We start from the raw sequence: 12,472 nt of genomic DNA, 5'->3' as shown, positions 1-12,472 counted from the left end.
CCGGCGAGGGGCGGTAGCCAAGCTGGTCAAGGCAGTCGGCTCATAACCGAACGATCCGCGGGTTCGAGTCCCGCCCGCCCTACGTGCACATGCCAAGGAAGCGCGACACGTCGCAGGACGACCACGCACCGACACCGAACGTCACCTTCGAGGTGACCCGTGGCGGTACCGGTGTGCGCGTGAACGCCTTCCGTCTCGGGTTCATGGGTGCCATCGGTGTGCTCGTCGCGCTGCTCGCCGGTGCGATCATCAACGAGCTCAGCACGGTGCTGGTCTACATCGGGGTCGCACTGTTCCTGGCACTCGGCATCGACCCGCTCGTGTCGTTCCTGGAGCGGATCATCCCGCGCTGGTCCGCCATCACGATCGTCGTGGTCGCGGTGCTCGGGGCCTTCGCCGGCATCGTCTTCGCCGTCGTGCCGATCCTGGTGGAGCAGGCGTCGAACCTGATCCAGAACTTCCCCGACATCGTGCAGGACATCTCGCAGCAGCAGTGGGTGCAGGACCTGTCGAAGCAGTTCGCCGGGTCGTTCGACATCGACCACGCCCTGCAGTCGCTGCAGTCGTTCGTCGAGAAGCCGGGCAACCTGCTCAGCGTCGGCGGCGGGATCCTGGCGGTCGGCAGCGGCATCCTGTCCGGCGTCACCGGGGCGCTCATCGTCATCATCCTGATGCTCTACTTCCTCGCGTCGATGCGGGGCATGAAGCGTGCGACCTACCGGTTCGTGCCGGCGTCGCGCCGCCAGAACTTCATCGACGTGAGCGAGCAGATCACGCAGGCCGTCGGCCGCTACGTCGTCGGGCAGGTGTCGCAGGCACTGATCAACGGCATCCTGAGCTTCTTCTTCCTGCTCATCATCGGGGCGCCGCTGCCGGTGCTGCTCGCGTCGTTCGCGTTCCTCGGTTCGCTCATCCCGCTCGTCGGCACGCTCGCCGCCGCGATCGTCATCTCGCTGCTCTGCTTCTTCGCGTCGCCGGCCACCGCCCTCGCCGCCGCCATCTACTACCTCGTCTACATGCAGGTGGAGGCCTACCTGATCTCCCCGCGCATCATGTCGCGTGCGGTCCAGGTGCCCGGCGCGCTCGTGGTCATCGCGGCGGTCGCGGGCGGCACGATCGGCGGCGTGCTCGGCGCACTCGTGGCGCTGCCCGTCGCGGCGTCGGTCATCATCATCGTGCAGAAGGTCATCTACCCCCGCCAGGAACAGGCGTGACGAGCGGTACCGGCGCACCCGACGACGCGGTCGTCGCCGCCTGCGCCGAGCACGTCCACGACCGTGACCGCTGGGCGCGCGGTGCCCGTGGGCCGCTCGCCCTGGTGAACGCCCAGCACGTCGACCACCCGCAGCCGGTCTGGCCGGTCCCCGGGACGTGGGCCCCGGCGGTCGGCGGACTCACCGTGACGGCCGAGGCCTCCGACGGTGTCGTCGTCGACGGCGTCCTGGTCGACGGCACGGTCCTGGTGGCTGGCGACACCGCCGTCGTGCCGTCGTCCGTCGCGCTGCCGGACGGCTTCGCCGGCACCGTCAGCGGCGGCACGCTGCGCGTCTGGGACCCGTCGTCCGAGTCGATCGTCCGCTTCGCGCAGATCGCCCGCTTCGCGTGGTCCGGCGACTGGGTGACGTCCGGCACGTACGTCCCGCTGGTGGGAGACGACCTGGAGGCCCGTGGCAGCGTCCGCGACGCCGCCGGCGACGCCCTGCCGGTCGCCGGACACATCGAGACCGTCGTGGGCGGTGCCACGGTGCGGTTCGTCGCCGTTCGGTCGGCTGCCCACCGGGGAGCCCCGCGGCTGCAGCTCATCGTGCAGGACGCCACGAGCGCCCTGCCCGAGGACGACCCGGGCAGCACCTACTCGATGGGTCGGTTCCTGTACCTCGACGACCCCGGCACGGAGGCCACGGTCGAGCTCGACTGGAATCGGCTGGTCCTGCCGCCGTGCGCGTTCTCGTACCAGTACGCGTGCCCGATCCCACCGGAGGACAACCGCGTCCCGGTGCCGATCACGGCGGGGGAGCGACACCCGGTCGACGCGGACGGTGCCGTCCTGCACTGATCGGTGCCGGTTCCTTGCCGTTCCCAGCCGCGGCGCTGCATAATGGGCGTGTCCCGTCGGGACATCACAATCGCATACCGATGGTTCCGTGGCCCCTCGGGTCAGGATCCTCCGCACCAGGTCGATGGGGAAGTCGCACCTGACGTATCGGAGGAACCGTGAACGGAACGACGACAGGAGTGCTCTACGTGCACTCCTCCCCCCGCGCGCTCTGCCCGCACGTCGAATGGGCAGCAGGTCGCGCGATGAACCGCGCCGTGAACTTCTCGTGGCTCGACCAGCCCGCACAGGACGGTGCGCGCCGGACCGAGTACACGTGGACCGGTGCGGTGGGCGCCGGTGCCGCGATCGCGTCGGCCCTGCGCGGGTGGGAACACCTGCGGTACGAGGTCACCGAGGAGCCGACGAGCGCCTCGGACGGCGGCCGCTGGATGCACACGCCCGACCTCGGCGTGTTCTACGCGCAGACCGACGTCACGGGCAACATGGTCATCCCCGAGGACCGGGTGCGCTACGCGATGGAGGTCGCGGGCAGCAACGCCCTCGAGCTGCACCGTGAGCTCCGGCTCGCCCTCGGGCAGGCCTGGGACGACGAGCTCGAGCCCTTCCGCCACGCGGCCGAGGGCAACCCGGTCGTCTGGCTGCACCGCGTCGGCTGACCCGACTCGCAACACGCCGGCGTCTCGGGTGCGCCGGACGCCGACGTCGGGTGCGCAACACGCCGGCGTGCTGTCCTGACGCCGCCGAAGACTCGAGACGCCGCCGAATACGGCGGCGTCTCGTCGTTTCCGGGGCGCCTCAGCGACACGACGGCGTGTTGCCGGGACTCCAACCGGCACCGGAACGACGGAAGCCCGCCCCGACGACGCGGGACGGGCCTCCTGGCAGGGTGGGACGGATCAGACGCTACGGAACGCGACCACGGCGTTGTGGCCGCCGAAGCCGAACGAGTTGCTGACCGCGAGCAGGTCACCCTCGGGCAGTGCGCGCGGCTCGCGGGCCACGTCCATGACGATCTCCGGGTCCTGGTCGTGCAGGTTGATCGTCGGCGGGGCAACGCGGTTGTGCAGCGCGAGGACGGTGAAGACCGCCTCGATCGCACCCGCACCACCGAGCAGGTGGCCCGTCGAGGCCTTGGTCGCGGACACCACGACGTCGTCCAGGTGGTCGCCGAAGACCCGACGCATCGCGTGGTACTCGGCGACGTCCCCGACGGGGGTCGAGGTGGCGTGCGCGTTGACGTGCACGACGTCCTCGATGCTCGCGTCGGCGTGCTCGAGGGCCTGCAGGACCGCACGGGCGGCGGCGCTGCCCTCGGGGTCCGGCGCGGTGATGTGGAAGGCGTCCGAGGTGATGCCGGAGCCGGCGACCTCGGCGTAGATCGTCGCGCCGCGGGCCTCGGCGTGCTCCTTCGACTCGAGGATGAGCGCCGCAGCGCCGTCACCGAGCACGAAGCCGTCACGCGTGACGTCGTAGGGACGTGACGCGGTCTCGGGGGAGTCGTTGCGGCGCGACAGGGCCTGCATCGCGGCGAACGCGGCCAGCGGGAGCGGGTGCAGCGCGGCCTCGGCGCCACCGGTGATGACGATGTCGGCGTCGCCGTCGGCGATGTGCCGGTACGCCTCGGCCAGCGACTCGGTCGACGACGCGCAGGCGGACAGGTAGGTGCGGGCACCACCACGGGCGCCGAACTCCATCTCGATGGCGGCGGCGGGTCCGTTCGCCATGAGCATCGGGACCGTCATCGGCAGGACGCGACGCGGACCCTTCTCGCGCAGGGTGTCCCAGGCGTCGAGCAGCGTGTTCACGCCGCCGATGCCGGTCGCCCAGTCGACGATGAGGCGCTCGGGCACGACCGACTCGTCGTCGATGCCGGCGTCGGCCCAGGCCTCGCGCGCCGCGACGAGCGACAGCTGCGACGAGGGGTCGAGGCGCTTCGACTCGGGGCGGGTGAGCTGGTCGGTGAGGAACCGGCGCGCCTGGCCGGCGAACTCCACGGGGAGTTCGAGCTCGGCGTAGCGGGGGTCCTCGATGCGGGTGATGCCGGACTTGCCGGCGAGCAGCGCGTCCCAGGTGTCCGGGGCGGTCGCGGCGAGGGGTGAGATCGCACCGATCCCGGTGACGACGACGGTCTTCTTGGTCATGGGACGACGTGCTCTTTCGTTGGGGTGAACAAGATGAGCGCCACGGCCCGCAGGGGTCCGCGGGCCGCGGCGCTCAGGAAGCTCGTGTCAGGCCTGGGCCTTGACGATGTAGTCGACCGCGTTGCCCACGGTCTTGAGGTTCTTGACCTCTTCGTCCGGGATCTTCACGTCGAACTTCTCCTCGGCGTTGACCACGATGGTCATCATCGAGATGGAGTCGATGTCGAGGTCGTCCGTGAAGGACTTGTCGGCGGCGACGGTGTCGGTGGCGATACCGGTCTCGTCGTTGATCAGCTCGGCCAGGCCGGCGAGGACTTCTTCGTTGGACAGGGCCATGAGTGTTCTCCTTGAAGGGGGGTGTCGTTTGACCGTTGACCAGCCTAGGGCACGCGGGGTCCGGGTGCGCGGAGGCTCGTCGGGATGGGGACCGGGCGCGCGGGTGCGCGACCGGACGGGGATCAGGGGAGGACGACCACCTGGGCACCGAACACGAGTCCGGCGCCGAAGCCGATCTGCAGGGCGAGGCCGCCCGACAGGTCCGGGTGCTCCTCGAGCAGGCGGTGCGTGGCGAGCGGGATGCTCGCGGCGGAGGTGTTGCCGGTGGTGGTGATGTCGCGGGCGATCGTCACCGTCTCGGGCAGGCCGAGCTGCTTGGCGAACTCGTCGATGATGCGGATGTTCGCCTGGTGCGGCACGAACGCGGCGAGGTCCTCGGGGCGGACGCCGGCGGTCTCGAGTGCCTGGCGGGCGACCTTGACCATCTCCCACACGGCCCAGCGGAACACCGTCTGCCCGGCCTGGCGCATGGTCGGACGCGGTGCTCCGGCCTCCCACTCGTTGTAGGTCGCGGTCATGCCGATGGCGTCCCACTTCGAGCCGTCGGAACCCCAGATGGTGGGGGCGATGCCCGGGAAGTCGCTCGGGCCGATCACGGCGGCGCCGGCACCGTCCCCGAGCAGGAACGAGATCGAGCGGTCCGTCGGGTCGACGACGTCGCTGAGCTTCTCGGCCCCGACGACCAGCACGTGGTCGGCGAGCCCGGACTTGATGAACGAGTCGGCCTGGGCGATGCCGTAGGCGTACCCGGCACAGGCGGCGCTGATGTCGTACGCGGCGGCCGGGGTGGCGCCGATGCGCTCGGCGAGCAGCGACGCCATCGACGGGGTCGCCACGGTGTGCGTGACGGTGCTCACGAGCACGACGCCGATCTGGGACGGCTCGATGCCGGCCTTCTCGATGGCCTCGCGTGCGGCGGCCTCGGCGAGGTCGACGGCCTCGACGTCCTTGCCCGCGCGCTTGCGGGTGATGATGCCGGTGCGCTGGCGGATCCACTCGTCGGACGAGTCGATCGGGCCGACGAGGTCGTCGTTCGGCACGACGTTCTCGCCGCGGGCGGCGCCGAACGCCAGGATCCGGGTGAACTCGTGGCCGCGGCGCTGCTGGAGCAGCGGGCGCGCGGATCCGGTCGGGAGGTCCGTGGGGGCGTCCGTCGGGGTGGTCGGGTCGGTCATGCGGTTGCGTCTGCTTCCTGGCCCGCGCGCTGCAGCAGGTCGATCGCTGCAGGCAGGTCGTCGGGGGTCTTGATGGCGACGGTCGGCGTGCCGCGGAGGCCGCGCTTCGCCAGGCCGACGAGGGCACCGGCGGGTGCGAGCTCGATGATGCCGGTCACGCCTGCGGTGGAGAAGGACTCCATGACCGCGTCCCAGTGCACGGGGTTCGCGATCTGCTGGACCATGAGGTCGACGAAGCGGCGTCCGTCGTCGACGCGGGAGCCGTCGGCGTTGGTCCAGATCGGCAGGGTCGGGTCCTGCACGGTGGCGGCGGCCGCGACCGGGGCGACCCGCTCGACGGCGGGGGCCATGTAGCGGGTGTGGAACGCACCGGCCACGGCGAGCGGGATCACCCGGGCCTTGGCGGGCGGGTCGGCGGCGAGGGCCGCGATGGCGTCTGCGGCACCGGCGACGACGGTCTGGCCGCCACCGTTGTGGTTCGCGGGCACGAGGCCGTGCTCGGCGAGGGCTGCGGCGACCGCGTCGGCGTCGCCACCGAGGACGGCGGCCATCGAGGTCGGCTCGAGCGCTGCGGCGTCCGCCATGGCCCGGCCGCGCTCGGCGACCAGGGCGACGGCGTCGGTCGGCTCGAGGATCCCGGCGACCGCGGCGGCGGTGAACTCGCCCACCGAGTGTCCGGCGACCCCGCCCACCAGGGCACGACGGCCCTCGGCGAGCAGTGCGTCGGCGGTCACCAGGCCGGCGGCCACGATGAGGGGCTGTGCGAGCGCGGTGTCCTTGATGGTGTCCGCGTCGGAGTTCGTGCCGTGCTCGGCGAGGTCGACGCCGATCGACTCCGACCACTGCCCGACTCGTTCACGAACGGTGGCGTCCTCGAGCCAGGGGGCGAGGAAGCCGGGGGTCTGGGAGCCCTGTCCGGGCGCGACGACGACGATCACCGTACAATCCTCGCGTTCTCGTCCCGCGGGGCCCGTGTGGACTTCCCACACGAATCCCCGCGGGACATTGTCGGTTCTCTACCGTCCGGAGCGCTCTAGCGTCGGGGCGTGATGCGGCGACGGCCGGTCGCGGACTCGGACATCGCGCCGAGGATGAGCGCCGACTGCACGATCAGGGCGTCCCGGGCGTGCGTGGCGTCCCACCCGATGATGTCGGCGACCCGGCGCAGGCGGTAGCGCACGGTGTTCGGGTGCACGAAGAGCTCGCGCGCCGTGGCTTCGAGCGACCGGCCGGTGTCCAGGTAGCACCACAGCGTCTGCAGGAGCTCGGTGGACTGGTCCTTGAGCGGGACGTAGATGCGCTGCACCAGGGCGGACCGGGCGAGGGGGTCGCCGGCCAGGGCACGTTCGGGCAGCAGGTCGTCGGCCAGGGCCGGGCGGGGCACGCCGCGCCAGGCACGCGCGACGGCGAACCCGGCGAGGGCGGCCTTCGCACTGGTCGAGGCGTCGACGACCCCGGGGACCTCGTTGCCGAGCACCAGGTGCCCCTCGCCGAACAGTGGTTCGAGGGCCTGCGCGATGGTCGTGAAGGAGACGGGCTCCTCGCCCTCGGGGACGTCGTCACGGGGGGTGGCGCGGCCGATCACCACGACGAGCCGCGATCCCTGGACCCCGACGAGCACGTCGGCGTCCATGTGCCGTGCGGTGCGGCGGACCTGGTCGACCTCGAGCTGCTTCGGTGCGGTGCCGACGAGCACCGCGACCTCGCCGTGGCCGTGCCACCCGAGGGCGGCGATGCGGGACGGCAGTTCGTCGTCGTACTCGCCGGAGAGGATCGAGTCGACCACGAGCGCTTCGAGCCGGGCGTCCCACAGGCCACGGGCCTCGGCCGCGCGGGCGTAGACGTCGGCTGCGGCGAACGCGATGTCGCGGGAGTACTTGAGGATCGCCTCCTGCAGCATCTCGTCGTCGGCGGCGCGTTCCTCGACCACGGTCACCACGACGCGGATGAGCTGCAGGGTCTGCTGCAGGCTCACCGAGCGCAGGAGTTCCCGCGGGGCGGACCCGAAGACGTCGGCCGCGGCGATCCACGGCGTCGACGCGGTGCCCTCGAGCCAGCTGATGAACGAGGTGATGCCCGCCTGGGCGACGAGGCCCACGGCGGAGCGGCGCCCCGGGGGCATCTCGCTGTACCAGGGGAGCGTGTCCTCGAGCCGCTTGATCGTGGCGGTGGAGAGTTCTCCGGACACCTGACGGAGCCAGGAGAGCGCACGCTCGCGCGCGCTCTCCTGGCTCTCGTGGTCCGGGCGGACCGTCGTCACGGGTTGATCAGCTCTCGCCGCCCGCGCTGCCGGTGGTGCCGGCGGTCACGTCGTGCAGGCGGTACTTGTCGATCGCCTGCTGGACGAGCGCGCCGTCGACCTTGCCCTGGCGGGCGAGCTGCTGCAGCGTCCGCACGACGACCGAGGGGCCGTCGATGTGGAAGAAGCGGCGAGCGGCCGGACGGGTGTCCGAGAAGCCGAAGCCGTCGGCGCCGAGCGTGGCGTAGTCGGTCGGCACGAACGGGCGGATCTGCTCCTGCACCAGGTGCATGAAGTCGCTCACGGCGACGACCGGGCCCTCGGTGCCGAGCAGACGCTCGGTGACGAACGGCGTGCGGGCCGGCTCGTTCGGGTTGAGGAACGCCTGCTGCTCGGCGGCCACACCGTCGCGGTACAGCTCACCCCAGCTCGTGACGCTCCAGACGTCGGCCGACACGCCCCAGTCCTCGGCGAGGAGCTGCTGCGCCTCGAGGATCCACGGCACGGCGACACCGGACGCGAGCAGCTGGGCCTTCGGGCCGTCGTGCTCGCTCGCCTTGAGCAGGTACATCCCCTTGAGGATGCCCTCGACGTCAACGCCCTCGGGTTCGGCCGGCTGCACCAGCGGCTCGTTGTAGACCGTCAGGTAGTACATGACGTTCGGGTCGGCGTGCTTCGGCGAGCCGTCCTCGTTCGTGCCGTACATGCGGTCGAGGCCGGCCTTGACGATGTGGCCGATCTCGTAGCCGTACGCCGGGTCGTACGAGACGACGGCCGGGTTCGTCGTGGCGAGGAGCGGCGAGTGACCGTCCGCGTGCTGCAGGCCTTCGCCCGTCAGCGTGGTGCGGCCGGCGGTCGCGCCGATCATGAAGCCACGGGTCATCTGGTCGCCGGCGGCCCAGATGGCGTCGCCGGTGCGCTGGAACCCGAACATCGAGTAGAAGACGTAGACCGGGATGAGCGGCTCGCCCTGCGTCGAGTACGAGGTGCCGACCGCGGTGAACGCCGCGAGGGCACCCGCCTCGTTGATGCCGACGTGGATGATCTGGCCCTGCGGGCTCTCCTTGTAGGCCAAGAGGAGTTCGCGGTCGACCGACGTGTAGTGCTGGCCGTTCGGGTTGTAGATCTTCGCCGACGGGAAGTAGGCGTCCATGCCGAACGTGCGTGCTTCGTCCGGGATGATCGGGACCACGCGGTCGCCGAAGTCGGGCGAGCGCAGCAGGTCCTTCAGCAGGCGTGCGAACGCCATGGTGGTGGCGACCTCCTGCTTGCCGGAACCCTTCTTGACGACCTGGTACTTCGAGTCGTCCGGCAGCGTGAACTGCGTGTACTTCGTGCGACGTTCCGGCACGTAGCCACCGAGCGCGCGACGACGCTCGTGCATGTACTGGATCGCCTCGTCGTCGTTGCCCGGGTGGTAGTACGGCGGCGTGTACGGGTTCTCTTCCAGCTGCGCGTCGGAGATCGGGATGCGCATCTCGTCGCGGAACTGCTTGAGGTTGTCGAGCGTGAGCTTCTTCATCTGGTGGGTCGCGTTGCGCCCCTCGAAGCTCGGGCCGAGGCCGTAGCCCTTGACCGTCTTCGCCAGGATGACGGTCGGCTGGCCCTTGTGCTCGGTCGCGGCCTTGAACGCGGCGTAGACCTTGCGGTAGTCGTGGCCACCGCGCTTGAGGTTCCAGATCTGGTCGTCGGTGTAGTCCTTGACGAGTTCGAGCGCCTTCGGGTCGCGCCCGAAGAAGTTCTCGCGCACGTAGGCGCCGTTCTCGGCCTTGTACGTCTGGTAGTCGCCGTCCGGCGTCTGGTTCATCAGGTTGAGGAGCGCGCCCTCGGTGTCGCGGGCGAGCAGGTCGTCCCACTCGCGGCCCCAGACGACCTTGATGACGTTCCAGCCCGCACCGCGGAAGAACGCCTCGAGCTCCTGGATGATCTTGCCGTTGCCACGGACCGGACCGTCGAGTCGCTGCAGGTTGCAGTTGATGACGAAGTTCAGGTTGTCGAGGCCGTCGTTCGCGGCGACCTGGAGCTGCCCGCGGGACTCGACCTCGTCCATCTCGCCGTCGCCGAGGAACGCCCAGACCTGCTGGTCCATGGCGTCCTTGATGCCGCGGTTCGACAGGTACTTGGCCTGCTGCGCCTGGTAGATCGCGTTGATCGGGCCGATGCCCATCGACACGGTCGGGAACTGCCAGAAGTGCGGCATGAGGCGCGGGTGCGGGTACGACGACAGGCCGCCGCCGGCGTGCGACTTCTCCTGCCGGAACCCGTCGAGCTGGTCCTCGGAGAGGCGTCCTTCCATGTACGCGCGTGCGTACATGCCGGGGGAGGCGTGGCCCTGGAAGAAGACCTGGTCACCACCGGAGGGGTGGTCCTGCGCGCGGAAGAAGTGGTTGTAACCGACCTCGTACATCGCGGCGCTCGACGCGTACGTCGAGATGTGGCCGCCGACCCCGATGCCGGGACGCTGTGCGCGGTGCACCGTGATGGCCGCGTTCCAGCGGATCCAGCGGCGGTACCGGCGCTCCAGCTCTTCGTCGCCGGGGAACTCCGGCTCGTTCTCCGGCGCGATGGTGTTCACGTAGTCCGTCGTCGGGACCATCGGCACACCGAGGTGCAGTTCCTTGGACCGCTTGAGCAGGCTCAGCATGATCTCGCGACCGCGCTGGTGTCCGTGGGTCTGGACCAGCCCGTCGAGGGACTCACGCCATTCGGCGGTCTCCTGCGGATCCTGGTCGTTCGCCCCGGCGCTGTACGGGTCCTGGTCGTTCACCGTCACCCTTGACCTCGTTCGTTCTCGTGGTGGTGGACATGGTGGCTCCGGTGGTCGGGTCGCGACCGGCTGGGGCCCCGTCCACTCTAGGCCCCAGGACCGACGCTGATGCTGATGGTGACGTGCAGGTGGACGGGTGCTTGCATTCGCGTGTCGTCGGCGTAGCATGGCCGATCGTGCACACGCGATCCGCGGCGCACGGACCCGACGGGCACACCCCACGCCCGAGGAAGAAGCACACGTAGCGATGGCACTGGAGATCGGCTCACTCGCGCCGGACTTCGAGCTCCCGAACCAGTTCGGTGAGCACGTCCGACTCAGCGACTTCCGTGGCAACCGCCCGGTCGCACTCGTCTTCTTCCCGCTGGCGTTCTCGTCCGGGTGCACGAACGAGCTCTGCACCCTGCAGGACAACATCACGATGTTCCAGGACCAGCGCATCGAGCTGCTCGGCATCTCGGTCGACTCGAAGGCGACGCTCCGGTCGTTCGCCGAGACGAACGGCTACGACTTCGAGCTGCTCGCCGACTTCTGGCCGCACGGCGCCGTCTCGAAGGAGTACGGCGTGTTCCTCGAGAACAAGGGCTTCGCCACCCGCGCGACCTTCGTCATCGACGTGCAGGGCCGCATTAAGGCCTCGATCATCACCGAGCCCGGCCTGCAGCGCGACGTCGCCGAGTACAAGGCGGCCCTCGACCGGCTCGCCGCCTGCTCGGCACCCGTCCCCGTCGGCTAGCGTTCCGAATCCCTCCTGACGGACGCGTCCGCGTCGACGGTCGGACAGGAGGCCCGGTGCACGCCATCGACACCGACCCACGTGGTCACGGGGTCACCGCTGATGCCTACGCCCCGTACCCGGTGCGCGTCACGCCCGGTGCCTGGGGGCTGACCCGCACGGTCGTGGAGGCCCCGACCGGGCCAGTCGTGGTGCACCACCGCGCCGGCCCGGACCCGCTCCTGCTGCTGCACGGCGTCGCCGGCTCCTGGTCGACGTGGACGCCGCTGCTGCATGCCGCACAGGGCGTCGGCAATCGCGGGCTGGTGCTCGTCGACCTGCCCGGCTGGGGGTCCTCGCCCGCTCCGGACGGTCCGCTCGGTCTCGACGCCGTCACGGGTGCCGTGTCGGCGGTCCTCGGTGCGCTGGGCCTCGGCGCGGTCGACGTGGTCGGGCACTCCATGGGCGCGTTCGTCGGGTTGCACCTGGCGGTGGTGGCGCCCGAGCGGGTGCGGTCGCTCGCCCTGGTGTCCGGCACCACGGTCGCGACCGCCGGCGCGGCTCGGCACCCGGTGCGGGCGCTCGGCACCCTGCCGGCGTTCACCCTGCTGCGTGCGGGCCTCACGGTGACCGGTGGCGCCGCTCGTCCGCTGCTCCGGTGGATCGCGCGGATCGGCCTGTTGCCGCTCGTCGCGGCGCCGGTGTTCACGCACGTGCGACGCCTGGACCCGAGCGTGCTCGAGGCCTTCGTCGAGGAGCTCCGGCCGGAGCAGTTCACCGAGGCGGCACGGTCGGCGGCGGCGTACAACGTCGACCGGTGGCGTGCGATCACCTGCCCGGTGACGGCGATCGCCGGGCGCGACGACGTGTTCGCCCGGGTCTCGGACCTCGAGGCGCTGCGGGTGCTCGTGCCGCAGGTCCGGACGGTGCTGCTCGACGACTGCGGGCACTTCGCCCACGTCGAGCGTCCCGACGCCGTCGCCAGGACACTCGCCCTCGTCTGACCCGAAGTGGATGCGCGTGCATCGGGCGACACCCCA

At 70.7% G+C, this 12,472-nt stretch carries 11 protein-coding genes and 1 tRNA gene; 6 read left to right on the top strand and 6 right to left on the bottom strand.

All coding sequences use genetic code 11. The features are described from left to right. Nucleotides 1-7 precede the first annotated feature (7 nt). The 4 genes from DEJ06_RS13615 to DEJ06_RS13600 all read left to right on the top strand — a co-directional run bounded on the left by DEJ06_RS13615 (nucleotide 8) and on the right by DEJ06_RS13600 (nucleotide 2,715). Nucleotides 8-82, top strand: a tRNA-Ile gene (locus DEJ06_RS13615). 97 nt (nucleotides 83-179) lie between these two features. After that, the gene (locus tag DEJ06_RS13610) at nucleotides 180-1,214 is read left to right on the top strand and encodes an AI-2E family transporter (protein ID WP_309147174.1); all 1,035 of its coding nucleotides are present in this window, start codon (nucleotides 180-182) and stop codon (nucleotides 1,212-1,214) included. Further along, nucleotides 1,211-2,056, top strand: coding sequence for a DUF1684 domain-containing protein (locus DEJ06_RS13605; protein WP_111039662.1), 846 nt, complete (start codon nucleotides 1,211-1,213; stop codon nucleotides 2,054-2,056). The genes DEJ06_RS13610 and DEJ06_RS13605 overlap by 4 nt, the downstream gene beginning before the upstream one ends. Nucleotides 2,057-2,214: 158 nt before the next feature. Then, nucleotides 2,215-2,715, top strand: a complete 501-nt coding sequence (locus DEJ06_RS13600; RefSeq protein ID WP_027465337.1) for a DUF3145 domain-containing protein — start codon at nucleotides 2,215-2,217, stop codon at nucleotides 2,713-2,715. A 240-nt stretch (nucleotides 2,716-2,955) separates the two neighbouring features. Here the strand turns inward: DEJ06_RS13600 and DEJ06_RS13595 are convergent, their stop codons facing one another. The 6 genes from DEJ06_RS13595 to aceE form a co-directional block, all read right to left on the bottom strand. Further along, the gene (locus DEJ06_RS13595; protein WP_027465338.1) at nucleotides 2,956-4,200 is read right to left on the bottom strand and encodes a beta-ketoacyl synthase; all 1,245 of its coding nucleotides are present in this window, start codon (nucleotides 4,198-4,200) and stop codon (nucleotides 2,956-2,958) included. An 87-nt stretch (nucleotides 4,201-4,287) separates the two neighbouring features. Then, nucleotides 4,288-4,536, bottom strand: coding sequence for an acyl carrier protein (locus tag DEJ06_RS13590; protein ID WP_017886710.1), 249 nt, complete (start codon nucleotides 4,534-4,536; stop codon nucleotides 4,288-4,290). A 122-nt stretch (nucleotides 4,537-4,658) separates the two neighbouring features. Beyond that, nucleotides 4,659-5,711 carry a beta-ketoacyl-ACP synthase III gene (locus DEJ06_RS13585; protein ID WP_258372520.1) on the bottom strand — a complete coding sequence of 351 codons (1,053 nt, stop codon included), beginning with the start codon at nucleotides 5,709-5,711 and terminating at the stop codon, nucleotides 4,659-4,661. Beyond that, the gene (locus DEJ06_RS13580; protein ID WP_111039661.1) at nucleotides 5,708-6,649 is read right to left on the bottom strand and encodes an ACP S-malonyltransferase; all 942 of its coding nucleotides are present in this window, start codon (nucleotides 6,647-6,649) and stop codon (nucleotides 5,708-5,710) included. The genes DEJ06_RS13585 and DEJ06_RS13580 overlap by 4 nt, the downstream gene beginning before the upstream one ends. A gap of 95 nt (nucleotides 6,650-6,744) precedes the next feature. Beyond that, on the bottom strand, nucleotides 6,745-7,971 hold the full coding sequence (locus DEJ06_RS13575; RefSeq protein ID WP_027465341.1) for a CdaR family transcriptional regulator: 1,227 nt from the start codon (nucleotides 7,969-7,971) through the stop codon (nucleotides 6,745-6,747). Between the two features lie 7 nt (nucleotides 7,972-7,978). Beyond that, entirely contained in the window at nucleotides 7,979-10,723 is a 2,745-nt protein-coding gene (aceE, locus tag DEJ06_RS13570; RefSeq protein ID WP_071405343.1) for a pyruvate dehydrogenase (acetyl-transferring), homodimeric type, read from the bottom strand. A 241-nt stretch (nucleotides 10,724-10,964) separates the two neighbouring features. Between aceE and DEJ06_RS13565 the strand changes: the two genes are divergently transcribed. Together DEJ06_RS13565 and DEJ06_RS13560 are read left to right on the top strand one after the other, a co-directional pair. Continuing rightward, entirely contained in the window at nucleotides 10,965-11,453 is a 489-nt protein-coding gene (locus DEJ06_RS13565) for a peroxiredoxin (protein ID WP_071248033.1), read from the top strand. 56 nt (nucleotides 11,454-11,509) lie between these two features. Continuing rightward, entirely contained in the window at nucleotides 11,510-12,436 is a 927-nt protein-coding gene (locus tag DEJ06_RS13560; protein ID WP_181436877.1) for an alpha/beta fold hydrolase, read from the top strand. Nucleotides 12,437-12,472 lie beyond the last annotated feature (36 nt).

Origin of the sequence: Curtobacterium sp. MCLR17_051 (assembly GCF_003234395.1) — a bacterium.
Taxonomy (GTDB): Bacteria; Actinomycetota; Actinomycetes; order Actinomycetales; family Microbacteriaceae; genus Curtobacterium; species Curtobacterium flaccumfaciens.
This window is presented reverse-complemented; position numbering and strand designations above follow the sequence as displayed.

Coding starts and splice junctions, on each gene's coding strand:
- DEJ06_RS13595 (WP_027465338.1), bottom strand. CDS start 4,200: ATGACCAAGAAGACCGTCGTCGTCACCGGGATCGGTGCGATCTCACCC.
- DEJ06_RS13590 (WP_017886710.1), bottom strand. CDS start 4,536: ATGGCCCTGTCCAACGAAGAAGTCCTCGCCGGCCTGGCCGAGCTGATC.
- DEJ06_RS13585 (WP_258372520.1), bottom strand. CDS start 5,711: ATGACCGACCCGACCACCCCGACGGACGCCCCCACGGACCTCCCGACC.
- DEJ06_RS13565 (WP_071248033.1), top strand. CDS start 10,965: ATGGCACTGGAGATCGGCTCACTCGCGCCGGACTTCGAGCTCCCGAAC.